Consider the following 21,953-nt stretch of genomic DNA (forward strand, 5'->3'; position numbering starts at 1 on the left):
GAGGACCCGATGAGGAGGACGCGGTGAGCGAAACGCACGACGGGGAGAACGCGTCGCCCACCCTCGCCGCCGCCCGGGTGAGCCGCTCCGCCGACGGACGGCTGATCCTCGACGGCGTCAGCCTCGCCCCCCGGCCCGGCTCCGTGACCGGACTGCTCGGCCCCAACGGATCAGGGAAGTCGACCCTGTTGCGGCTGCTGTCCGGGGTCCTGGCCCCCGCCTCGGGCGTCGTGACCCTCGACGGTCGCCCGCTGGGCGACTGGGGCCGCCGAGCCGTCGCCCGGCGCGTGGCCGTCGTCGAGCAACAGGCGGACACCCTGGTCGAGTTGACCGTCGTCGACGTGGTGCGCCTGGGACGCGTCCCGCACCGCCGCGCCTGGACGCCGACGACCGCGGCGGACGAGAGGGCCGTCCGCACCGCCCTCGAACGCACCGGACTCACCGACCGCCTGGACCAGCCCTGGCACACGCTCTCCGGCGGGGAGCGCCAACGCGTCCAGATCGCCCGCGCCCTCGCCCAGGAGCCACGCGAACTGCTGCTGGACGAACCGACCAACCACCTGGACATCCAGCACCAGCTCGACCTGCTGAACCTGGTCGCCGAACTGCCCGTCACCAGCGTCGTCGCCCTGCACGACCTGAACCTGGCGGCCATGTACTGCGACCAGGTCGTCGTGCTCCGGCAGGGCCGCGTGGTGGCCGCCGGCGCGCCTGCCGCCACCCTCACCGAGTCCCTGATCGCCGAGGTGTACGGCGTGCGCGCCACGGTCACCCACCCCGACCCCGGCGACCGGCCGTACATCCGCTTCCTGGGGACGGTCGCCGGGAAGTGAGCGCCGGCCGGCCGGGCTCTCGGCTCAGATGTCGAGCCCGAGTTCCGGTCGTCCGCCGAGGGGACGGAAATAGCGCTCGACGTCGGCGTCGGTGACCTCGGCGAGGGTGGCCGGCGACCAGCGCGGGTTGCGGTCCTTGTCGATGACCTGGGCGCGGATGCCCTCGACCAGGTCGGCGGTGGACAGGGCCGCGCAGGACACGCGGTACTCCTGCTCCAGCACCCGCTCCAGCGAGCCGAGCCGACGGGCGCGCCGCAGCGCGGTCAACGTGACCTTCAGTGTGGTGGGCGACTTGGCGAGCAGGGTCTGCGCGGCCTCCTTCGCGGCCGGGTCGCCGTGCGCGAGCAGCCGCCGGACGATCTCCTCGACCGTGTCGGCGGCATAGCAGTCGTCGATCCACTCCCGCTGACCGGCCAACTCCCCCTCCGGAGCAGGCTGCACATGGCGCGCGAGGGCCTCCGGGGCGGGCAGGCGGGCGAGGTCGCCGACGACGTCGGGCAGGGACGGGGACGGTACGTAGTGGTCGGCCAGCCCGCACAGCACCGCGTCCCCGGCGCCGATCTGCGCCCCCGTCAGCGCGAGGTGGGTGCCCAGTTCGCCGGGGGCGAGCCCGAGGAGGTAGGTGCCGCCGACGTCCGGGACGAATCCGATGCCGGTCTCGGGCATGGCGATGCGCGAGCGTTCGGTGGCGATGCGGACGCTGCCGTGGGCGGACACGCCGACTCCGCCGCCCATGACGATGCCGTCCATGACGGCGACGTACGGCTTGGGGTAGCGGGCGATGCGCGCGTTGAGGCGGTACTCGTCGCGCCAGAACGCGGCCGAGGCGGCGCCGTCCGCGTCGCGGGCGTCGTCGTGGACGGCGCGGATGTCGCCGCCCGCGCACAGGCCGCGCTCCCCGGCTCCGGTGATGACGACGGTCTCGACGGCCGGGTCGTGCTCCCAGGCGGTGAGCGCTTCGTCGATGCGGCGCACCATGACGTGGTTCAGGGCGTTGAGGGCCCTGGGGCGGTTGAGGGTGATGTGGGCCGCCCGTCCGGCGGTGTGCAGCAGGACGGGTTCCTCTCCGGCGGTCGCCTCGGACGTGCTGCTCGCGCTCGTCGCGCTGGTCGGGCCGTTCATCCGTACGCCTCCGTCAGGGGCCGCGCGCCACGATGACGCGCATGATCTCGTCGGTTCCTGCCGGGAATCCTATGGACAGGCCAGAAGATGGACGGGCCAGAAGATGGACAGGCCAGAAGAGTGACCCACGCCACACTTTTCGGGAGAACAAACTCACAGCCATGCGCTCTGCTGCGGCTTTGGCGATCTGGCCTAGCATCCGAGCATGACAGTGCTGCCTGACGACGGGCTCTCGCTCGCCGCCGAGTTCCCCGACACGACACGTGAACAGTGGCAACGTCTCGTGGAAGGTGTCCTGCGCAAGTCGGGCAAGGAGGTCTCCGGAGCGGCGGCGGAAGACGCCCTGTCCACCGTGCTGGAGGACGGGCTCGGCACCCGACCCCTCTACACCGCGCGCGAGACCGCCCCGGATCCCGGCCTGCCCGGCTTCGCCCCGTTCGTGCGCGGGGGCCGGGCGGAGGGGAACACCGTCGGCGGCTGGGACGTACGCCAGCGGCACGCCGCGGCGGACGGCGGCGCGGTCCTGGCCGACCTGGAGAACGGCGTCACCTCCCTCTGGCTGGTCGTGGGCGGCGACGGCATCCCGGTCTCCTCGCTCGGCCAGGTCCTGGACGGCGTCTATCTCGATCTGGCGCCGGTCGTCCTCGACGCCGGCCGTGACGTCGAGTCGGCCGCGGACGAGTTGCTGCGGCTCTACGCGGAGCGGGGCGTCGGTGCGGAGGCCGCGCGCGGGAACCTGGGCGCGGATCCGCTGGGCCATGAGGCCCGTACGGGCGAGGCGCTGGAGTTCGCGCCGGCGGCCGGTCTCGCGCGGCGCTGCGCCGAGGGGTACCCGGGGCTGCGCGCGCTGACCGTGGACGCGCTGCCGTACCACGAGGCCGGCGGTTCGGCCGCCCAGGAGCTGGGCTGCTCACTGGCGACCGGGGTCGCCTATCTGCGGGAGCTGACCGGGGCCGGGCTGAGCGTCGGCCAGGCGTGTGCGCAGCTCGAGTTCCGGTACGCGGCGACCGCCGACCAGTTCCTGACGATCGCCAAGCTGCGGGCGGCGCGCCGGCTGTGGGCCAGGGTGGCCGAGGTCTGCGGGGCCCCGGGGGCGGGCGCACAGCGCCAGCACGCGGTGACCTCGCCGGTGATGATGACGCGTCGCGACCCGTGGGTGAACATGCTGCGCACGACGATCGCCACGCTGGCCGCCGGGGCCGGCGGCGCCGACGCCGTCACCGTGCTGCCCTTCGACGACGCTCTCGGTCTCCCGGACGCGTTCGCGCGGCGCATCGCCCGCAACACCTCGACGATCCTCATCGAGGAGTCCCATCTGTCCCGGGTGATCGACCCGGCGGGCGGCTCCTGGTACGTGGAGCGGCTCACCGACGAACTCGCCCACGCGGGCTGGGAGTTCTTCCAGGGCATCGAGCAGGCCGGCGGCCAGGCGGCCGCGCTGCGTTCCGGGATGATCCGTGAGCGGCTGGCGCAGACGTGGTCGGTGCGCAGCGCGAAGCTCGCCAAGCGCCGTGAACCCGTCACCGGCGTCAGCGAGTTCCCGCACCTGGCGGAGAAGCCGGTCGTCCGCGCGCCCGCGCCGGAGCCGCCGTCCGGCGGTCTGCCGCGCGTGCGGCGCGACGAGGCGTTCGAGGCGCTGCGCGCCCGTTCCGACGCCCACCTCGCCGCGACCGGCGCCCGCCCCCGTGTCTATTTGGCCGCCCTCGGCCCGGCCGCCGCGCACACCGCCCGTCTCACCTTCGCCGCCAACCTGTTCCAGGCGGGCGGCATCGAGCCCGTCACGGAGGGCGGGTTCGAGGAGAGCGGGGCGCGGGAGGTCTGCCTGTGCTCCAGCGACGCGCTGTACGAGGAACAGGCCGAGCCGACCACCGTGCAGTTCAGGTCAGCGGGCGCCGAGCACGTGTTCCTGGCGGGCCGCCCCGGGCAGTACTCCGGGGTGGACAGCTACGTCTTCGCGGGATGTGACGCCGTCGCCGTCCTCTCCGCCGCCCTCGACCGTATGGGAGTGTCCTGATGGGAGACCGTCCGATGGGGGCGATCCCCGATTTCTCCGGCATCGAGCTGGGGACCCCGACCGCCGACGGCGGCCCCGACGAGTGGCGTTCGGCCGTCAAGCGGGCCGCCGACGGGGACGACCTGCTCTGGGAGACCCCGGAGGGCATCGCGGTCAAGCCGCTCTACACCGGGCAGGATCTGGAGGGCCTGGACTTCCTGGGCACCCACCCGGGCATGGCCCCGTATCTGCGCGGCCCGTACCCGACGATGTACGTCAACCAGCCGTGGACGATCCGCCAGTACGCGGGCTTCTCCACGGCCGAGGAGTCCAACGCCTTCTACCGGCGCAACCTGGCCGCCGGCCAGAAGGGCCTGTCCGTCGCCTTCGACCTGCCCACGCACCGCGGCTACGACAGCGACCACCCGCGTGTGACCGGTGACGTCGGCATGGCGGGCGTGGCGATCGACTCGATCTACGACATGCGGCAGCTCTTCGACGGCATCCCGCTGGACAAGATGACCGTGTCGATGACGATGAACGGCGCGGTGCTGCCCATCCTCGCGCTGTACATCGTGGCGGCGGAGGAGCAGGGCGTACCCGCGGAGAAGCTCGCGGGGACCATCCAGAACGACATCCTCAAAGAGTTCATGGTCCGCAACACCTACATCTATCCGCCGAAGCCGTCGATGCGGATCATCTCCGACATCTTCGCCTTCACCTCGCAGCGGATGCCCCGCTACAACTCGATCTCCATCTCGGGGTACCACATCCAGGAGGCGGGCGCGACGGCCGACCTGGAGCTGGCGTACACCCTCGCGGACGGCGTGGAGTACATCCGGGCCGGGCGTGAGGCGGGCCTGGACGTGGACGCGTTCGCGCCCCGGCTGTCGTTCTTCTGGGCGATCGGCATGAACTTCTTCATGGAGGTCGCCAAGCTGCGCGCGGCCCGGCTGCTGTGGGCCAGGCTGGTGAAGCAGTTCGACCCGAAGAACTCCAAGTCCCTTTCCCTGCGCACCCATTCGCAGACCTCGGGCTGGTCGCTGACCGCGCAGGACGTGTTCAACAACGTCACGCGTACGTGCGTGGAGGCGATGGCGGCGACCCAGGGCCACACCCAGTCGCTGCACACCAACGCCCTCGACGAGGCGCTCGCCCTGCCCACCGACTTCTCGGCGCGCATCGCCCGCAACACCCAGCTGCTGCTGCAGCAGGAGTCCGGCACCACCCGGGTCATCGACCCGTGGGGCGGCAGCGCGTACGTCGAGAAGCTCACGTACGACCTGGCGCGCCGGGCCTGGCAGCACATCCAGGAGGTCGAGCAGGCGGGCGGCATGGCGCAGGCCATCGACGCCGGCATTCCCAAGCTGCGCGTGGAGGAGGCGGCCGCCCGGACCCAGGCGCGCATCGACTCGGGACGTCAGCCGGTCATCGGCGTCAACAAGTACCGCGTCGAGACCGACGAGGCGATCGACGTCCTCAAGGTCGACAACTCCTCCGTGCGCACCCAGCAGATCGAGAAGCTGCGGCGACTGCGGGCGGAGCGCGACGAGCGGGCCTGCCAGGACGCGCTGGACGCGCTGACCCGGGCGGCCGGGGGCGAGGGCAACCTGCTGGAGCTGGCCGTGAACGCGGCTCGCGCGAAGGCGACGGTCGGGGAGATCTCCGACGCCCTGGAGAAGGTGTACGGGCGGCACGCGAGTCAGATCCGTACGATCTCCGGCGTGTACCGCAACGAAGCCGGCGAGTCCCCGTCCGTCGAACGCACCCGCACGCTGGTGGACTCCTTCGAGGAGGCCGAGGGGCGCCGTCCGCGCATCCTGGTCGCCAAGATGGGCCAGGACGGCCATGACCGCGGCCAGAAGGTGATCGCGACCGCCTTCGCCGACCTCGGCTTCGACGTGGACGTCGGCCCGCTGTTCCAGACGCCGGGCGAGGTGGCCCGGCAGGCGGTCGAGGCGGACGTGCACATCGTCGGGGTCTCCTCGCTGGCCGCCGGGCACCTCACCCTTGTGCCGGCGCTGCGCGAGCAGCTCGCCGAGGAGGGCCGCGAGGACATCATGATCGTGGTCGGCGGGGTGATCCCGCCGCAGGACGTGCCCACGCTCCTGGAGATGGGCGCGGCAGCCGTGTTCCCGCCCGGGACGGTGATCCCGGACGCGGCGTACGACCTCGTCGAGCGGCTGTCCGCCGGTCTCGGGCACGAACGCTGAGGCCCGCGCGCACCATGGCACTCGACCTCGACACGTATGTGAAGGGTGTACTCGACGGCAAGCGGGCGGTCATCGCCCGCGCCATCACGCTCGTCGAGTCCACCCGTCCCCAACACCGGTCGCTGGCACAGGAGTTGCTGACCGAGCTGCTGCCGCACAGCGGCCGGGCGCGGCGGATCGGCGTCAGCGGGGTGCCCGGCGTGGGCAAGTCGACGTTCATCGACGCGTTCGGCACGATGCTGACGGGGCTCGGGCACCGGGTGGCCGTCCTGGCCGTGGACCCCTCCTCCAGCCGTACCGGCGGCTCGATCCTCGGCGACAAGACGCGGATGGAACGGCTGGCCGTGGACCCCGCGGCCTTCGTCCGCCCCTCCCCCACCGCGGGAACGCTGGGCGGGGTGGCGAAGGCGACCCGCGAGTCGATCGTGGTGATGGAGGCGGCGGGCTACGACGTGGTGCTGGTGGAGACGGTCGGCGTCGGCCAGTCCGAGACGGCCGTCGCCAACATGGTCGACTCCTTCCTGCTGCTCACCCTCGCCCGCACCGGCGACCAGTTGCAGGGCATCAAGAAGGGCGTCCTGGAGCTGGCCGACGTCCTCGCCGTCAACAAGGCGGACGGCCCGCACGAGCGCGACGCCCGTTCCGCCGCACGTGAACTGGCGGGCGCGTTGCGCCTGATGCACGGCGCGGACGCGTTCTGGGCGCCGCCGGTGCTGAGTTGCAGTGCGCGTGAGGGATCCGGCCTGGACACCGTCTGGGAGCGCCTCGAACAGCATCGCACTCTGCTGGACTCCACCGGTCGGCTCGCCGCCAAGCGCCGCGACCAGCAGGTCGACTGGACCTGGAACATGGTCCGCGACGACCTCCTCGGCCGTCTGCACGCGGACCCGGCGGTACGGTCCCTGGCGCCCGCCCTGGAACAGCAGGTCAGGGAGGGCGAGTTGACGGCCACGCTGGCCGCCGAACGCATCCTGGCCGCCTTCGGCCGACAGGGGGCTGCCTTCGGCGGACAGGGCGACCAGGAGCAGGATTAGGCGTCGCATTGTTCGGTGGCGGCGGGCCGGGCCAGGCCCGTCGTCCACTTCTCCTCGATCCGGCCGATCTTCCACACCAGCAGGGCGACCGCCCAGGTGGCGAAGAAGAGGCCGACGATGACGTAGCCGATGATGTTGAGGTCCAGGCCGGACACCCGGTCCCAGAACGGTCCGTGCAGGTCGGCCTGGTCCGCGATCAGGCCGAGGAGTTCGACGGTGCCGACGATGAGCGCGACGGCGACGGACAGGCCGGTGACGGTGAGGTTGTAGTAGACCTTGCGGACGGGCTTGGAGAAGGCCCAGCCGTAGGCGAAGTTCATGAACGAGCCGTCGATCGTGTCGAGCAGCGACATGCCGGCCGCGAACAGGACCGGCAGACAGAGGATCGCGTACCAGGGCAGGTCGGAGGCCGCGCCCGAACCGGCCAGCACCAGCAGCGCGACCTCCGTGGCGGTGTCGAAGCCGAGGCCGAACAGGACGCCCAGGGGATACATCTGCCAGGGCTCGGTGATCGACTTCATCAGTCGGCCGAGGAGGCGGTTCATGAGGCCCCGGTTGTCGAGCTGCTCTTCGAGGGCGGCCTCGTCGAAGTGGCCGGAGCGCATCTGCCGGAAGACCTTCCAGATCCCCACCATGATCACCAGGTTGATGATCGCGATCAGGTAGAGGAACGCCCCGGAGACGCTGGTGCCGATCCAGCCGGTGACGCTGTGCAGCGCGGAGCCGTCGTCCTCGACCGGCCCGGCCAGTTCCCTGACTCCGAGGGAGAGCAGGAAGGTCAGGGCGAAGACGACGCTGGAGTGGCCGAGGGAGAACCAGAAGCCGACCGACATGGGCCGCTGCCCCTCGCTCATCAGCTTGCGGGTGGTGTTGTCGATCGCCGCGATGTGATCGGCGTCGAAGGCGTGCCGCATGCCGAGGGTGTAGGCGGTGACACCGATCCCGATGCCGAACGTCTTGGTGCCCAGGTGGTAGTGCTCGGGGGCGACGATCGCCACGAGCGTGAACCAGCCGATGATGTGCAGCGCCAGGATGAACGCGGCCATCCCGCCGAGGCTCGCCCACTCCTTGCGGGTCATCGATGTACGGATGCGGTTCATGCGGTGCGTGGGCCTTACTTGTCGACGCACGACTGTTTTCAGCCGCACCCACAAGGTTTCTGCACATTGTTTGCAGGTACAAGAATGGCGCGGCAAAGGCCGCACCAGGTTTCGCCCAACGCACAGATACGCCACGCGCCGCCGACTGTCCCCTTCTGACCATGGCCGGTCGCGATCCGACCGGGTATGCGGCCCCCTCCTCCCCTTACGTTGAGTGCAGCCGTGGACAGGCATGTTCGCCGCGGCGGAAGGGGCCCCCACAGATGACCATCCAGAACGACGCCCGGACGCTTCGTACCTGGCTCGACGACGCCGACCGGATCGTGGTCGCGGCCGGTGCGGGTCTGAGCGCGGCCGCCGGGTACGACTACGGCGACGTCGAACGCTTCAAGGAGCTGTTCCCCGCGCTGTACCGGCTCGGGCTGCGCTCGCGGTACCTGCTGGGCGTGCCGCTGCCGCCCGACATGATGTGGGGTTACTGGGCCGTCCATATCGACGACATCCGGTTCGGGTCCCGGCCCAACTCCCTGTACCGGCAGCTGCGCGCGCTCGTCGGCGACCGCGATCACTGGGTCATGACGTCGAACGTCGACGCCCTGTTCGCCCGCAACGGCTTCGAGCCGGCACGGGTCTTCACGCCCCAGGGGGACTACGGCCGACTGCAGTGCACTGTGCCCTGCACCCAGGAGACCTGGGACGCCCAGCCGTTCTACGACCGGATCCGCGCCGCGTACGACCCGGCCACCGGGCGGGTCACCGACCCGGCCGTCCTGCCCGTCTGCCCCCGCTGCGGAGCGGAGGTCTTCCCCAACGTGCGCGTGGGTCCCGAGTTCGTCGACGGCGCGTACCTGCCCGCCGGGGACCGGCTGATGCGGTGGCTCGGCGACACGCCCGGCGGCTCCCGCCTGCTCGTCCTGGAGATCGGCGCCGGTTTCCATACTCCTGGCGTGATTCGCCGGCCCGCCGAGAACGTCGTACGCCACACTCCAGGGGCCCGTCTGGTACGGGTCAATCCCGATCACCCGGGGGTCCCCACCGACCTCGGAGACCGGGCCCGGTCCGTGCCGTTCGACGCGGACCGGCTCCTGAACGCACTCGACACACTCGACACACCGACGGAAAGCGACCTCTGCCATGACTGATCTGTCCGAACCGACCGTGGTGGTCACCGGAGCCACGGGACGGCTCGGCGGGCGCGTCGCCCGCCGACTGGCCGAGCGGGGTGTGGCGCAGCGGCTGCTGGTGCGCAGCCCCGAGCGGGCGCCCCGACTGCCGGGCGCCACGGCGGTACGCGGCGACTACGGCGATCGCGACGCGCTCCGGCGCGGGCTGGACGGCGCGCGGACCGTGTTCATGGTGTCCGCCTCCGAGAGCGCGGACCGGCTCTCACAGCACAGGGCTTTTGTGGACGCCGTCGCGGAGGCCGGCGTCGAACACCTGGTATACGTGTCCTTCTTCGGCGCCGCGCCCGATGCCGCCTTCACCCTCGCCCGCGACCACTTCCACACCGAGGAGCACATCCGCGCCGGCGGGCTCGCCCATACCTTCCTGCGCGACAACTTCTACGCGGAGATGGTCCCGGATCTGGTCGGCGAGGACGGCGTCATCCGCGGTCCGGCCGGGCAGGGACGCACCGCCTTCGTCGCCCAGGACGACATCGCCGACGCCGCCGCCGCGATCCTGACCCGGCCGGCCGACCACGCCGGCGCCGTCTACGACCTCACCGGCCCCGAGTCCCTGACGCTGGACGAGGCCGCCGCCGTCCTGTCCGAGGTGCAGGGGCGCACCGTCAGGTATCACCTGGAGACCGTCGAGGAGGCGTACGCCTCCCGCGCTTCCTACGGCGCCCCGCAGTGGCAGCTCGACGCCTGGGTGTCCACCTACACGGCCATCGCCTCCGGCCAACTCGACGGCGTCAGCGACGCGGTGCCCCGCCTCACCGGGCATCCCGCCACCCCGCTGGCCGACGTCGTCCGCGGCACCCGAGGCTGAGCCATGGTCCCCGCTCGCCCCGGCCCACCGCACCTCGCGGGAACTCCGGCCGCACTGCCCCTGGACGCCTACCGTGCGGCCGTCTCACTGGACGAGCCGTTCCGACCGGCCGCACCGCCCGCCCCGGCCGACCAGCTTCTCGGGCATGTCCATGAGGCGCTCGGTCTGCTCGGCGCCGACCCGGCCGTGCGGCGGCTCGGACTCGACGCGAACACCGTACGAAGCCTTCGCGACGCCGACTTCGCAACGGCTCGCCGGGCGTTGAGGGCCCTGTTGACCGTCCGTGCCCCCGGCCCGCTGCCCGACGGCGTGACAGCCGAGTTGGACGCCCTGCTCGGCGGCGAGCGCCTTGCCCGTCCCGCCGCCGACGCGCGCAGCCTCCCCACCGTCGCCCAGAGCTTCCCCGGCACGCCCGGTCCGGCGGCCGACCGGACCGTCCTGTGGCAGGGCGACATCACCGCCCTCGCCGCCGACGCGATCGTCAACGCCGCCAACAGCGCCCTGCTGGGCTGCTTCGTCCCCCAGCACCCCTGCATCGACAATGCCATCCACAGCGCCGCGGGCCCGCGGCTGCGCGAGGACTGTCACGCCGTCATGAGCGGGCAGAACGCGCCGGAACCGACGGGCGCCGCGAAGATCACCCGCGGCTACCATCTCCCGGCCCGGTACGTCCTGCACACCGTCGGCCCCGTCGTCGACGGTCCCCTGCGCCCGCCGCACGAGCACGCACTGGCGTCGGCCTACCGTGCCTGTCTGGACCTCGCCGCCGAGGTGGACACCGTCCGCACCCTGGCGTTCTGCGCCGTCAGCACCGGCGTGTTCGGCTTCCCCAAGGCCCCGGCCGCTCGCATCGCGCTGCGGACCGTGGCCGACTGGCTGAACGCCCACCCGGGACGGCTGGACCGCGTGGTCTTCACCGTGTTCGGCGAGGACGACCGGACCGCCTACGAAACCCTCCTGGCGGGCGCCCCCGACAGCGGCCCCGGCCGGTGATGTCGCCACGCGCCGCGCCGGTGAGGGGCAGTCCCGTCAGAACAGGCCGTTGGAGTGCGGCAGTTCGGCCGGGACCGGGGCGATGACGTCCCAGTGCTCGACGATCCTGCCGTCGGCGACCCGGAAGAGGTCCCAGTAGGCGACCGGCACTCCGAACTCGCCCTCCGACTGCAGCAGTACGAGATCACCCTCGGCCACGACCTGGTGAATCGTCTTGTAGACGAGGTTCTTGCCCTGCTCGGCCCACTGGGCGGCGGCAGCGCCGAAGCCGTCCAGGCCGTCGGCGGCCTCGGGGTTGTGCTGGCGGTAGGTCTCGGTGGAGATGAAGTCGGTCAGCACCGAGTAGTCGGCGCCCTTGAGGACCCTCTCCGCGAACTGCGTCACCAGCCTGCGGTTGGCCTCGGTCGCGTCGAGGTCGCCCGGAGCGCTCGGCCCGTCGGTCTGCGTACGGCCGGAGGCGGTGACCGTGACCACCGGGGTGAGAGCGTCCCAGTGCTCGGCGAGCCTGCCGTCCGCGTCGACGCGGAACAGGTCGAAGGCGACCAGCGGCGCGGGGCCGAAGCCGTGGTAGACACCGTGCAGCGCCACCAGGTTCCCGTCGGCGATCACCCGGGCGCCCTCGTAGCGGAAACCCTCCGGCAGACCCGCCACCAGCTGCCGCAGCGCCTCGGGCCCGTCCGCGGCCAGGCTGCTGTGCTGACGGTAGTCATCGGACACCCAGCGGTCCACGGCTCCGGGGTCCTTCTTGCCGAACAGCTCACCTGCGGCCTGGACCACGATTTCCTTGTTGCTCACGACCCGACTCCGATCTATTCCATTTCCATACATGCGCATACATTCCGGCGGGCATCCTGCGACATCTCGTCCACCGGCCTGTGCTCCGCTCTCGGCTCCACTCTCGCCGGATGCCGGCACTTGGGCACGGTAGAGTCAGGCATGGCTATGGTCGAAATGGGACAGCCTCCGGTGATCGAGCGCGGCTACCGCAACCCGGCACGGCCGGATCTGGGACTGGAGGTACTCGGCTTCGCCGACCTCAGGGACCGCCTGCCGGGCAGTGAGTTCAACCGGGTGCACCGGCTCGACTTCCATCACCTCACCCTGGTCCACCGGGGCGAGGGCACGGCCATGGTCGACTTCGTCGACGTCCCCTGCGGGCCCGGGACGCTCCTGCACATCCGTCCCGGCCAGGTGCAGCGCCTGCCCACGGAGCCCGACGGCCGCCCCGCCGCCCTGGACGCCACGGTCGTGCTGTTCACCCCCGAGTTCCCGCCCCGGCTCCCTTCGACCGCCCCGGTGACCGACGACCCGTTCGGCCCGGCCCGCCGACAGCTCGCCCCCGACGACCACGCCCGCCTGCGCCACGCCCTGACCGACCTCGCCACCGAGTACGCCGACCCCCAGGACCCCGAGACGGACAAAGAGCTGCTGCGCCTGCTCCTCGCCGCCCTCCTCCTGCGCATCGCCCGCCTCCCCGAGTCCGAGGACACACCCCGCACCGCCGCCGGGACCGAGCCGTACCGCCTCTTCCGCCACGAACTGGAACGGTCGTACGCCGTCCTGCGCCAGGCGCACGACTACGCCGCCCGGCTGGGCTACTCCCTCAAGACCCTCAACCGCGCCTGCCAACGCGCCACCGGTCACACCGCCAAGCAGCTGATCGACGCCCGCGTCACCCTGGAGGCCAAGCGTCTCCTGGCCCACACCGACCTGCCCGTCGCCGCCATCAGCCACCGCCTGGGCTTCACCGAGCCGACCAACTTCAGCAAGTTCTTCACCCGCGCGACGGACCGAACCCCGGGCACCTTCCGCGACACACAGCGCTGACGCGCAGACCTGACGCGCAGACCTCAGACACAGGGCCGGCGCGCGGGGCACCGAAATCCCCCAGCAACAAGCTATTGACATGACATTTGGACAGGAGTCATCGTACTCGCACTAGAGCGCGCTAGTAGAGCGCGGCAGTGCAGTCCTCGTCGAGTTCCGGGCGCGCTTCTCCCGACCCTTTGAACCTCTCTGTGAAGGAACGACCATGACCGTACGTGTCGGAGTCATCGGCGCCGGCTGGATCGGCAAGGAGCACATCCGACGGCTCACCGAGACCGTCACCGGAGCCCGTGTCACCGCGGTCACCGACATCGACCCGGTCCGCGCCGAGGAGGCGGCGGCGCCGGCCGGCGCGCGGGTGCTGCCCGACGGCGCGGCCGTGGTCGCGGCGGACGACGTCGACGCGATCCTTGTGACGTCCTGGGGACCGACCCATGCCGAGCATGTGCTGAACGCGATGGCCGCCGGGAAGCCGGTGTTCTGCGAGAAGCCTCTCGCCACCACCGCCGAGGACTGTCTGAAGATCATCGAGGCCGAGACGGCCCACGGCCGCCGTCTGGTCCAGGTCGGCTTCATGCGCCGCTACGACGTCGGCTACCGGCAGTTGAAGCAGGTCATCGACTCCGGCCGGATCGGTGCGCCGCTGATCGTGCACTGCGCCCACCGCAACCCGACCGTCCCCGAGACGTACACCTCCGCCATGGCTGCACTGGACACGGCGGTGCACGAGGTGGACGTGCTGCGCTGGCTGCTCGACGACGAGATCGTCTCCACCCAGGTGGTCACCCCGCGCGCCACGAGCAAGCGGTTCGCGCATCTCAGGGACCCGCAGATCATGCTCTTCGAGACCGCCAAGGGCGTCCGTATCGATCTGGAGGTGTTCGTCAACTGCCGGTACGGCTACGACATCCAGTGCGAGGCGGTGGGCGAGGAGGGTCTCGTACGGCTGCCCGATCCCGCCTCGGTCGGCGTGCGCACGGCCGGACAGCACACCACGGAGGTCCTGACCGACTGGGTGGGCCGTTTCACGGACGCCTTCGACACCGAGTTCCGCGAGTGGATCGCGGGGATCGCCGCCGGCGCCGAGCCCACCGGCCCCTCGGCCTGGGACGGCTATGCCGCGACCGTCGTCACCAGCGCGACCGTCGAGGCCCTGGAGTCGGGCCGGGTCGTCGCCACGGACCTCGAGCCCCGCCCCGTCCTCTATGGAGGTGCCGCGTGAAAATCGCCCTCGACCCGTACATGTTCCGCGCGCTGCCGATCGACGACATGGTGCGCACCGTCGCCGAACTCGGCTACGAATACATCGAGTTGTCGCCGCGCGACGACTTCATGCCGTTCTTCCTCCACCCCCGTGCGGACGACGCGCGCATCGCCGAACTCAAGAACTCCCTGCGTACGCACGGCGTGCAACTTTCCTCCGTGCTGCCGCTGTACAAGTGGTCCTCACCCGACGAGACCGAGCGGCAGGCCGCCGTCCGCTACTGGAAACGCATCATCGAGATCACCGCCGACCTCGAATGCCCCCTGATCAACTCCGAGTTCAACGGCCGACCCGAACACGCCGCCGCGAGCGAAGCCGCCTTCTGGCGCTCACTCGACGAACTCCTGCCGCTCTTCGAGCGCGAGGGCATCGCCCTCGACCTGGAGGCCCACCCCGACGACTTCTGCGAGGAGAACGCTCCCGCCGTCGACCTCGTCCGGGCGATCGACAAGCCCTGGGTGAACTACCTCTACTGCGCACCCCACTCCTTCCATCTCTCCGGAGCCGATCCCACCGCCGACGTCGCCGCGATGATGCGCTACGCCGGCGACAAGCTCCAGCACGTCCACATCGCCGACTCCTTCAACCACAAGGGCTCCTCCGGCCTGCGCTACATCCTGAACCCGCCCGGCACCGCCGCCCGCATCCACCAGCACCTCGACATCGGACAGGGCGAAGTCGACTGGAACGCGTTCTTCGGCACCCTGCGCGAGCTGAACTTCGACGGCGTCGCCACCGCCTGCGTCTTCGCCTGGGAGGAGCGCGCCCACGAATCCTCCGCGTTCATGCTCGACCGCATCACCAAGGAACTCACCGCCTGAGACCGACGAGCGGGTCGGCGTACCGTCAGGCGGACCGGTTCCGTTGGGTGGCGGCGGGAGCGTTCATACGCTCCTGGCCCATGAGCGTTCTTTCAGATGAGCCGGTCGCCACGGACGCCTCGCGGGCGGTCGAGACCGATGTCCTGATCATCGGCGCCGGCCCGTCGGGCCTCTACGGCGCCTACTACACGGGGTTCCGGGGGCTGCGGGTCGCGGTCATGGACGTCCTGCCCCTGCGCGGCGGCCAGATCAGCGCGATGTACCCGGAGAAGCCCATCTTCGACATCGCCGGGTTTCCCTCGGTGCGCGGGCGGGATCTGGTCGCCGCCCTGGTCGCCCAGGCGGAGCCGTACGGTCCCCGCTACCTCCTCGGGGAGCGCGCGGTCGAGCTGACCTACGACTCCGACGGGCGGCCCGTCGTCCGCGGCGATCAGGGGACGGTCGTACGGGCGGGGGCGGTGGTGATCACCGGCGGGGTGGGGACGTTCACGCCGCGGCCCCTGCCGGCCGGTGAGGACTACCTCGGTCGCGGTCAGGTGTACTTCGTGCCGGACGCGGCCGCCCACGCCGATCACGATGTCGTGGTCGTCGGCGGCGGCGACAGCGCCTTCGACTGGGCGGCGATGCTCGCCCCGGTCGCCCGGTCCGTCACGCTCGTCCACCGCACCGGCCGGTTCCGTGCGCACCGCGCGTCCGTCGACAAGGTCCGCACCCTCGGCATCGAGATCATCACCGACTCCGAGGTCAGCGCGCTGCACGGCGACGGCCGGCTGGAGCGGGTGGAGGTCCGGCACCGGGTCACCCAGGACACCCGTCCGCTGCCGGCGCGCACGGTCGTCGCGGCGCTCGGCTTTCTCGCCGACCTCGGCCCGCTCCAGCACTGGGGGCTGGCCCTGAACGCCCGGAAGATCGCGGTGGACACCCGGATGGCCACCAATCTGCCCCGGGTGTTCGCGGCCGGGGACATCACCGACTACCCGGGCAAGGTGCGGCTGATCTCCGTGGGTTTCGGCGAGGTCGCGACCGCCGTCAACAACGCCGCCACCGTCATCGACCCGGAGGCCCAGCTGTTTCCCGGGCATTCCACCGAGAAGGAGAACTGACATGGCCTATGTCATCGGCCCGGCCTGCGTCGACATCATGGACCGGTCCTGCATGGAGGAGTGCCCGGTCGACTGCATCTACGAGGGCGAGCGCAAGCTCTACATCAACCCGGTGGAGTGCATCGACTGCGGCGCGTGCGAGACGGCCTGCCCCGAGCTGGCGATCACCGTGGACCGGCTCGCCGACCCCGAGTTCCGCGCCGACAACCGGCGCTTCTTCGACGAGACGCTGCCGGGCCGCACCGCGCCCCTGGGCACTCCGGGCGGAGCCGCCGGCGTCGGTCCGGTGGGCGCGGACACGCCTCTCGTCAGCGCGTCGCCGAGCGGTTCGCGGTGACCGGCGCAGGGACGACTGCCCCGCGGGTCGGGATCCGCATCCCGCCCTGCGACCGGGCGGACCGGGTGGTGGAGACCGTGCGGCGGGCCGAGGAACTGGGCTTCGACGAGGTCTGGTTCCCGGACTCCCAGCTGCTGTGGCGGGATGTGTTCACCACGTTGACCGCCGCGGCCCTGGGCACCGGGCGCATCGGTCTGGGCACCGCGGTCACCAATCTGGCGACCCGGCATCCGGCCGTCGTCGCGTCGGCCGCCCGCAGCGTCGCGGAACTCGCCCCCGGCCGGTTCACCCTGGGGCTCGGCGTGGGCAACAGCTCGGTCGGGCCGATCGGTCTGCGGCAGAGCACGTCGGCGTCGATGCGCGAAGGCATCGGCATGCTGCGCGCCCTGCTGGACGGTCAGGAGTGGGAGTTCGAGGGCAAGGTCCGCTCACGGCTTCGCGATCCGCAGCCCGGGGTGCCGCTGCATCTGGCGGCGAGCGGGCCGAAGAACCTGCGGCTGGCCGGTGAGGTCGCCGACGGCGTCATCCTGCTCAGCGGAGTCTCACCGGCGACCCTGGCGAGCGCGACCGCCCGGGTGCGGGAAGGCGCCGAGGCGGCGGGCCGGGCGTACGGGGCGATCCCGTTGACCGTGTCCGCGTTCTGCGCGGTCACCGACGACGTCGAGTCCGCGGCGCGCCGGCTCAAGCCGGTGTGCGCGTCGATCGCCCAGAACGGCGGTGCGCCGTTCCTCGCCCTGGCGGGGATCGAGGTGGACGTCCCCGCGACGGTGGAGGGCGTCTACCCGGACCTGGTGCACGCCGAGGACTGGGACAAGGCCGTCGAGATCTGTTCGGCCTGGATCAGCGACGCGGCGGCCCTGCGCTTCGCCGAGGAGTTCTGTCTGTTCGGGACCGCCGAGCAGCTCACCCAACGGCTCCGCGCCCTGCACGCCGCCGGAGTCACGGGGGTTCTCCTGCAGCACGTCGGCTCCTACCACCCGCCGACCGACCTGATCGAGGCGGTCGGGTCGTCGGTGCTGCCGGCGCTCGCGCTCCCCCGCCCGGCCTGAACCGCGGGCGCGCGATGACAACGCGGTTCGGCAGCGCCCCAAAGGGGCGCGAGGCGCTGACGTCTGCGGCTCCGCCGCGCGGGCGCGACCAGCCACGACGGCGCCGCAGCAAAACGACGGCACATCGCGGCACGACCAGCGGAGCGCTACGCGGCCGACTCCACCGGTTCGTCCCGGCGGGGTCGGCCGCGTGCGTAAGGCGGTCACTTGAGGCCGATGTGCGCACCTGGGCCGAGTGGCAGGTCGAAGCCGTAGAAGACGGCCAGGATCACCAGCCACACCGCCATGAACGGGATGACGAAGACGGCGAGCCGGGATATCAGCGTGCCGAGCTTCGCGTCGGGTTCGTACTGGCGGAGCATCGCCAGGATGAGGAAGAGGTAGGGGTTCATCGGGGTGATGGCGCCGGTCGCGGAGTCGCCGATGCGGAAGGCCGCCTGACTGAGCGCCGGACTCATGCCCATGAGCATGAACGCGGGGATGAAGACGGGTCCGACCAGCGACCACAGGGCGGAGCCGGAGACGATGAAGAGGTTGAGGCAGGACGCGAGCAGCACGAACACCACGATCGCCCCGAAGCCCGTCACGCCGAGGTCGGTGAACAGGGCCGCGGCCTTGACCGCCAGCAGGATGCCCACGTTGGACCACGTGAACAGCGCGATGACCTGGGCGGCGACGAACATCATGACGATGTAGCCGGACATGCTCTTCACCGAGTCGGTCACCGCGGTGACCACGTCCTCGGTGCCGGTGAGCTTCTTGACCGTGAAGCCGTAGGTGAGCCCGGCCAGCAGGAAGGCGCCGAAGAGGACCGGGACGATGCCGCTGAGGACCGGCGAGGGCACGAAGGCGCCGCCCTCGCCGCGCAGCGGGGCCCCGGACGGCAGCCACAGGGCGAGGACCCCGGCCACGTAGAGCAGGACGACGACGGTCGTGGCCAGCAGGCCGCGGCGCTGGATCGGCGTGAGGGTCAGGTCGTCCTGCGTCTGCGGTTCCTCGCCGCTCGGCTCGTACGTGCCCAGGCGCGGTTCCAGGACGCGGCCGATGAGGAATCCGCCGAGCGCGGCGAGGACGAGGCTGCTCGCCGCGGTGAAGAAGTAGTTGATGAGCAGGTGGATGTGGAGGCCGGCGGCGGCCGGGAGCACCGAGGCCGCCTGTTGGGTGATGCCGACGTACAGGGCGTCGAGCGAGCCGATGGTGAAGCCGGCGGCGTAGCCCGCGGTCACGCAGGCGAAGCCGCCGATGAGGCCGGCCACGGGGTGGCGTCCGGCGCTCTTGAAGACCAGGGCCGCCAGCGGCGGCAGCACGATGGCGGCGACGTCGCTCATCATGTGCGCCTGGCTGGCGATGAGCGCGACCGCGTAGGGGAGCGCCGCGCGGGGCACACGGGCCAGGGTGGCCCGCATGACCGTCTCCAGGAGCCCCGTGCGCTCCGCGAGGCCGACCACCATGATCAGGACCAGTACGGCGCCGATCGGCGGGAAGGTCGCGAAGTTGGGGATCAGGTTCTCCACCAGCCAGCGCAGCCCGTCGCCGGTGAACAGCCCGCCCACCTGCTTGGTCTCGCCGGTGCCGGGGACCTCGACGGAGACGTCGGCCAGCTCCAGCCCGGTGGAGACGACGGCCAGGAGGGCGAAGAGTCCCGCGAACAGGACGATCGGGTGGGGCAGGGCGTTGCCCGCCCGCTCGATGAACGACAGGACGCGGTCGAGGACGCCGGGGCGCCCGGTGTCGGGCGACTTGCTGTCGGGCGTCGGGAGGTCGGTCAGTGAGGACATCAGGGCTGCCTTCCCGTGGGGGCCGCTGGGAGCAGGAGGTCCTTGCGGACGACGCCGTCCTGGACGACGCAGACGATGTTGGCCGGGTCGCCCAGGACGCCGATGTCCCTGAGCGGGTCACCGTCGCACAGGACGAGGTCGGCGGTGCGACCGGGGGTGAGGGTGCCGAGCCGGTCGGCGACGCCGAGGAGTTCGGCGGAGGTGCGGGTGCCGGCGACGATGGCGGCCATCGGGTCCATGCCCAGGTCCACGAGGTAGCTGAGCTCCATGAGGTTCACACCGTGCGGGCCGACGGCGGCGTCGGTGCCGAGCGCGATCCGGGCGCCGTACTCGATGGCCCGGGCGATGTTCTCCTTGGTGATGCCGGACCAGCGGACCTTCTTCTCGTAGTGGTAGTGCGGCATCGTGTCCTTGTTGATGCCGGCGTACACGGTGGAGAGGGTGGGGACGACGAAGGTGCCCTGCTCGCCCGCCATGTCCAGGGCCCGTGCGTCGAGGCCGTAGCCGTGCTCGATGCTGGTGACGCCGCCGCGCAGGGCGTTGAGGATGCCCGCGTTGCCCTGGGCGTGCGCGGCGACCGGCTTGCCGCCGTGCCGGCGGGCCTCGTCGACGACGGCCCGGATCTCCTCCTCCAGCAGGCCCTCGTCGTCGGGCTGGTCGTAGGGGCTGCCCATGCCGCCGGTGGCGCAGATCTTGACGAGGTCGGCGCCCTCGCGCAGGACGCGGCGCACGGCGAGCCGGGCCTCGTCGGCGGTGTCGGCGATCTCCGACATGCCGGCGCTGAGGTCGGTGCCGTCGGGCAGCCGTACGTCGGCGTGGCCGCCGGTGTGGCTGATGATCCGGACGGCGGTGTGCAGGCGTGGGCCGACGACCCGGCCGCTGTCGACCGCCGTGCGGTAGCCGGCGGAGAGGCCGCCGAGGTCGCGGGCGCTGGTGATGCCGGCGTCGAGGGTCTGCCGCAGCCGTGCGGCGGTGTCCAGGGTGACCAGGACCGGGTCGAGTTCGGCGCGGCGGCCGGGCGGCGAGCCCTGCGCGTAGGCCAGGTGGACGTGGCAGTCGAAGAACCCGGGGAGCAGGGTGCGGCCGCCGGCGTCGACGACCCGGACGTCGGGGGCGTCGCCCGAGGCCTCGGGGGCTGTCGCGGCGGCTCCGGCGTAGGAGATGATGCCGTCGCCGTCGACGATGACGACCGCGTCGTCCACCGGGGACGAGCCGGTGCCGTCGATGAGCCGGGCGCGGTGGATCCGCAGGGCGGTCCGGGTATTCGTGTGGGTGTCCGTCATGGGGTGCGGTCACTCCTCCGGTGTCGGGGACAGGCGAACGGAGTGTGGAATGCGCGAGAAAACCTCGTGTCACTGTGCAGTTTTCACGCTGGATTCCGTCGATGTGCGCAGGGAAGCGCCGCACCGGGGGGTGCAGGATTGTGCCGCCTCGGGACTCGACGAGATCGATCGGGGGGTGGTCCATGCCCTGCAGATCCATCCCAGGGCCCCGTGGCGGCTGGTCGGCGAGGTGCTGGGGGTCAATCCGGTCACGGCCGCCCGGCGTTGGCAGCGGCTGGAGGAAGCGGGTCTGGCGTGGGTGACCGCCTATCCCCGGCTGTCCAACTCGCGGCTCGTGGTGAGCGCGGTGGTGGAGGTGGACACGGAGCCGGGAGTCGCCGAGGACGTGGCGCGGGCGCTGGCGGCCGACCCGTCGGTGGCCAACATCAAGCTCACGGCCGGCGGCCGGGACCTGGTGGCGGCCGTACAGGCCCGCAGCCTCGACGAGTTGGGCCGGCTGACGACGCTGTTGTTCCAGCGGACGCCCGGGGTGCGGGCGACGCGCACCCATGTGTCGACGGGGATCCCGGCCGAGGGCAGCCGGTGGCGGCTGCGCAGCCTCGACGCGGCTCAGGTCGCACGCGTCGAGCAGGCCGTCGCGGCCCCCGCGCTGCTGTCCGACGCGGAGGCCAGGTGGGACGATCTGGACGCCCAGCTGCTGGCACTGCTCAGTGTGGACGGGCGCATGTCGCTGCGGGACCTGTCCGCGGCGACCGGCGCGAGCCTGACGACCGTGCGCCGGCGTCTGCAGTCGCTGCTCGCCTCGCGGTTGAGCCTGCGCTGCGATCTGGCCCGGCCGCTGTCGGGCTGGCCGCTGTCCGCCGTGTACTTCGCCTCGGTGCCGGGGCAGTTCGTGGAGGAGACCAGCCGGGTGCTGGCCTCGGTGCGCGAGGTCCGTTCGTGCGCGATCACGGCCGGTCCGCACAACCTGGTGGTCGACGTGTGGCTGCGCGACCTGCACGACGTGCACGCCTTCGAGGCCCATCTGTCCCGGCGGCTGCCGCGGCTCACGGTCGAGGACCGCTCGGTGGTGCTGCGGACCGTCAAGCACATGGGACGGCTGCTGGACCGTGACGGCCACAGCGTGGGCATCGTGCCGCTCCGGCTGCCCCAGGACACGCCCCGGGTGCCGAGCGGAGCGGCGTGAGACGTCACCGGAGCCGGGCTCGTTC

Annotated in this window: 19 protein-coding genes; 14 read left to right on the forward strand and 5 right to left on the reverse strand. The window is 71.6% G+C overall.

From position 1 onward, the window contains the following. Positions 1 to 23 precede the first annotated feature (23 nt). Positions 24 to 833, forward strand: a complete 810-nt coding sequence (locus ABZ725_RS24840; protein ID WP_358804769.1) for an ABC transporter ATP-binding protein — start codon at positions 24 to 26, stop codon at positions 831 to 833. Positions 834 to 857: 24 nt separating this feature from the next. Here ABZ725_RS24840 and ABZ725_RS24845 read toward each other — a convergent pair whose 3' ends face one another. After that, positions 858 to 1,955, reverse strand: coding sequence for an enoyl-CoA hydratase/isomerase family protein (locus ABZ725_RS24845; protein WP_358804770.1), 1,098 nt, complete (start codon positions 1,953 to 1,955; stop codon positions 858 to 860). A gap of 205 nt (positions 1,956 to 2,160) precedes the next feature. On the opposite strand from ABZ725_RS24845, the gene ABZ725_RS24850 reads away from it, so the two are divergent. From ABZ725_RS24850 to meaB, 3 genes are read left to right on the forward strand one after another with little or no spacing between them, the layout of a single operon-like run. Next, entirely contained in the window at positions 2,161 to 3,969 is a 1,809-nt protein-coding gene (locus tag ABZ725_RS24850; RefSeq protein WP_358804771.1) for a methylmalonyl-CoA mutase subunit beta, read from the forward strand. Between the two features lie 14 nt (positions 3,970 to 3,983). Beyond that, positions 3,984 to 6,161 carry a methylmalonyl-CoA mutase gene (gene scpA / locus ABZ725_RS24855; protein WP_358804964.1) on the forward strand — a complete coding sequence of 726 codons (2,178 nt, stop codon included), beginning with the start codon at positions 3,984 to 3,986 and terminating at the stop codon, positions 6,159 to 6,161. A 14-nt stretch (positions 6,162 to 6,175) separates the two neighbouring features. After that, positions 6,176 to 7,195: a methylmalonyl Co-A mutase-associated GTPase MeaB gene (gene meaB, locus ABZ725_RS24860; RefSeq protein WP_358804772.1), complete on the forward strand. Its 1,020-nt coding sequence runs from the start codon at positions 6,176 to 6,178 to the stop codon at positions 7,193 to 7,195. Here meaB and ABZ725_RS24865 read toward each other — a convergent pair. Next, positions 7,192 to 8,295 (reverse strand): HoxN/HupN/NixA family nickel/cobalt transporter, encoded by a 1,104-nt coding sequence (locus ABZ725_RS24865; protein ID WP_358804773.1) that lies wholly within the window; start codon positions 8,293 to 8,295, stop codon positions 7,192 to 7,194. The two genes, meaB and ABZ725_RS24865, sit on opposite strands and share 4 nt — an antisense overlap. Positions 8,296 to 8,558: 263 nt before the next feature. Between ABZ725_RS24865 and ABZ725_RS24870 the strand changes: the two genes are divergently transcribed. From ABZ725_RS24870 to ABZ725_RS24880, 3 genes are read left to right on the forward strand one after another with little or no spacing between them, the layout of a single operon-like run. Then, the gene (locus ABZ725_RS24870) at positions 8,559 to 9,437 is read left to right on the forward strand and encodes an NAD-dependent protein deacetylase of SIR2 family (RefSeq protein WP_358804774.1); all 879 of its coding nucleotides are present in this window, start codon (positions 8,559 to 8,561) and stop codon (positions 9,435 to 9,437) included. Further along, positions 9,430 to 10,287 (forward strand): SDR family oxidoreductase, encoded by an 858-nt coding sequence (locus ABZ725_RS24875; protein ID WP_358804775.1) that lies wholly within the window; start codon positions 9,430 to 9,432, stop codon positions 10,285 to 10,287. The genes ABZ725_RS24870 and ABZ725_RS24875 overlap by 8 nt, the downstream gene beginning before the upstream one ends. 3 nt (positions 10,288 to 10,290) lie before the next feature. Continuing rightward, positions 10,291 to 11,280, forward strand: coding sequence for a macro domain-containing protein (locus ABZ725_RS24880; RefSeq protein WP_358804776.1), 990 nt, complete (start codon positions 10,291 to 10,293; stop codon positions 11,278 to 11,280). 36 nt (positions 11,281 to 11,316) lie between these two features. Here ABZ725_RS24880 and ABZ725_RS24885 read toward each other — a convergent pair whose 3' ends face one another. Then, complete coding sequence (locus tag ABZ725_RS24885) at positions 11,317 to 12,075, reverse strand: nuclear transport factor 2 family protein (protein WP_358804777.1); 759 nt, start codon at positions 12,073 to 12,075, stop codon at positions 11,317 to 11,319. 141 nt (positions 12,076 to 12,216) lie between these two features. Here ABZ725_RS24885 and ABZ725_RS24890 point away from each other — a divergent pair, with 141 nt between their 5' ends. From ABZ725_RS24890 to ABZ725_RS24915, 6 genes are all read left to right on the forward strand, one after another. Next, a complete protein-coding gene (locus ABZ725_RS24890; RefSeq protein ID WP_358804778.1) occupies positions 12,217 to 13,107 on the forward strand; it encodes a helix-turn-helix transcriptional regulator in 891 nt (296 codons plus the stop codon). A 205-nt stretch (positions 13,108 to 13,312) separates the two neighbouring features. Beyond that, positions 13,313 to 14,329: a Gfo/Idh/MocA family oxidoreductase gene (locus tag ABZ725_RS24895; protein ID WP_358804779.1), complete on the forward strand. Its 1,017-nt coding sequence runs from the start codon at positions 13,313 to 13,315 to the stop codon at positions 14,327 to 14,329. Further along, complete coding sequence (locus ABZ725_RS24900) at positions 14,326 to 15,192, forward strand: sugar phosphate isomerase/epimerase (protein WP_358804780.1); 867 nt, start codon at positions 14,326 to 14,328, stop codon at positions 15,190 to 15,192. Before ABZ725_RS24895 ends, ABZ725_RS24900 begins: the two co-directional genes overlap by 4 nt. Positions 15,193 to 15,272: 80 nt before the next feature. Then, positions 15,273 to 16,295 (forward strand): NAD(P)/FAD-dependent oxidoreductase, encoded by a 1,023-nt coding sequence (locus ABZ725_RS24905; protein ID WP_358804781.1) that lies wholly within the window; start codon positions 15,273 to 15,275, stop codon positions 16,293 to 16,295. A 1-nt stretch (position 16,296) separates the two neighbouring features. Continuing rightward, a complete protein-coding gene (gene fdxA, locus ABZ725_RS24910) occupies positions 16,297 to 16,632 on the forward strand; it encodes a ferredoxin (RefSeq protein WP_351907488.1) in 336 nt (111 codons plus the stop codon). After that, the gene (locus ABZ725_RS24915) at positions 16,629 to 17,681 is read left to right on the forward strand and encodes an LLM class flavin-dependent oxidoreductase (RefSeq protein WP_358804782.1); all 1,053 of its coding nucleotides are present in this window, start codon (positions 16,629 to 16,631) and stop codon (positions 17,679 to 17,681) included. The genes fdxA and ABZ725_RS24915 overlap by 4 nt, the downstream gene beginning before the upstream one ends. A 203-nt stretch (positions 17,682 to 17,884) precedes the next feature. On the opposite strand, the gene ABZ725_RS24920 is transcribed toward ABZ725_RS24915, so the two are convergent. Together ABZ725_RS24920 and ABZ725_RS24925 are read right to left on the reverse strand one after the other, a co-directional pair. Next, complete coding sequence (locus ABZ725_RS24920; RefSeq protein WP_358804783.1) at positions 17,885 to 19,459, reverse strand: AbgT family transporter; 1,575 nt, start codon at positions 19,457 to 19,459, stop codon at positions 17,885 to 17,887. Continuing rightward, positions 19,459 to 20,742: an amidohydrolase family protein gene (locus tag ABZ725_RS24925; RefSeq protein ID WP_358804784.1), complete on the reverse strand. Its 1,284-nt coding sequence runs from the start codon at positions 20,740 to 20,742 to the stop codon at positions 19,459 to 19,461. Before ABZ725_RS24925 ends, ABZ725_RS24920 begins: the two co-directional genes overlap by 1 nt. 49 nt (positions 20,743 to 20,791) lie before the next feature. Between ABZ725_RS24925 and ABZ725_RS24930 the strand changes: the two genes are divergently transcribed. Then, complete coding sequence (locus ABZ725_RS24930) at positions 20,792 to 21,928, forward strand: Lrp/AsnC family transcriptional regulator (protein WP_358804785.1); 1,137 nt, start codon at positions 20,792 to 20,794, stop codon at positions 21,926 to 21,928. The last annotated feature ends 25 nt before the right edge of the window (positions 21,929 to 21,953 follow it).

The organism is Streptomyces sp. NPDC006872 (assembly GCF_040635845.1).
In the GTDB taxonomy this organism is placed as follows: Bacteria; Actinomycetota; Actinomycetes; order Streptomycetales; family Streptomycetaceae; genus Streptomyces.

What these genes read in the sequence shown, in the direction of transcription:
- ABZ725_RS24845 (WP_358804770.1), bottom strand. Translation starts at nt 1,955, where the DNA reads ATGAACGGCCCGACCAGCGCGACGAGCGCGAGCAGCACGTCCGAGGCG.
- ABZ725_RS24850 (WP_358804771.1), top strand. Translation starts at nt 2,161, where the DNA reads ATGACAGTGCTGCCTGACGACGGGCTCTCGCTCGCCGCCGAGTTCCCC.
- scpA (WP_358804964.1), top strand. Translation starts at nt 3,984, where the DNA reads ATGGGGGCGATCCCCGATTTCTCCGGCATCGAGCTGGGGACCCCGACC.
- meaB (WP_358804772.1), top strand. Translation starts at nt 6,176, where the DNA reads ATGGCACTCGACCTCGACACGTATGTGAAGGGTGTACTCGACGGCAAG.
- ABZ725_RS24865 (WP_358804773.1), bottom strand. Translation starts at nt 8,295, where the DNA reads ATGAACCGCATCCGTACATCGATGACCCGCAAGGAGTGGGCGAGCCTC.
- ABZ725_RS24870 (WP_358804774.1), top strand. Translation starts at nt 8,559, where the DNA reads ATGACCATCCAGAACGACGCCCGGACGCTTCGTACCTGGCTCGACGAC.
- ABZ725_RS24875 (WP_358804775.1), top strand. Translation starts at nt 9,430, where the DNA reads ATGACTGATCTGTCCGAACCGACCGTGGTGGTCACCGGAGCCACGGGA.
- ABZ725_RS24880 (WP_358804776.1), top strand. Translation starts at nt 10,291, where the DNA reads ATGGTCCCCGCTCGCCCCGGCCCACCGCACCTCGCGGGAACTCCGGCC.
- ABZ725_RS24890 (WP_358804778.1), top strand. Translation starts at nt 12,217, where the DNA reads ATGGCTATGGTCGAAATGGGACAGCCTCCGGTGATCGAGCGCGGCTAC.
- ABZ725_RS24895 (WP_358804779.1), top strand. Translation starts at nt 13,313, where the DNA reads ATGACCGTACGTGTCGGAGTCATCGGCGCCGGCTGGATCGGCAAGGAG.
- ABZ725_RS24905 (WP_358804781.1), top strand. Translation starts at nt 15,273, where the DNA reads ATGAGCGTTCTTTCAGATGAGCCGGTCGCCACGGACGCCTCGCGGGCG.
- fdxA (WP_351907488.1), top strand. Translation starts at nt 16,297, where the DNA reads ATGGCCTATGTCATCGGCCCGGCCTGCGTCGACATCATGGACCGGTCC.
- ABZ725_RS24920 (WP_358804783.1), bottom strand. Translation starts at nt 19,459, where the DNA reads ATGTCCTCACTGACCGACCTCCCGACGCCCGACAGCAAGTCGCCCGAC.
- ABZ725_RS24925 (WP_358804784.1), bottom strand. Translation starts at nt 20,742, where the DNA reads ATGACGGACACCCACACGAATACCCGGACCGCCCTGCGGATCCACCGC.
- ABZ725_RS24930 (WP_358804785.1), top strand. Translation starts at nt 20,792, where the DNA reads ATGCGCGAGAAAACCTCGTGTCACTGTGCAGTTTTCACGCTGGATTCC.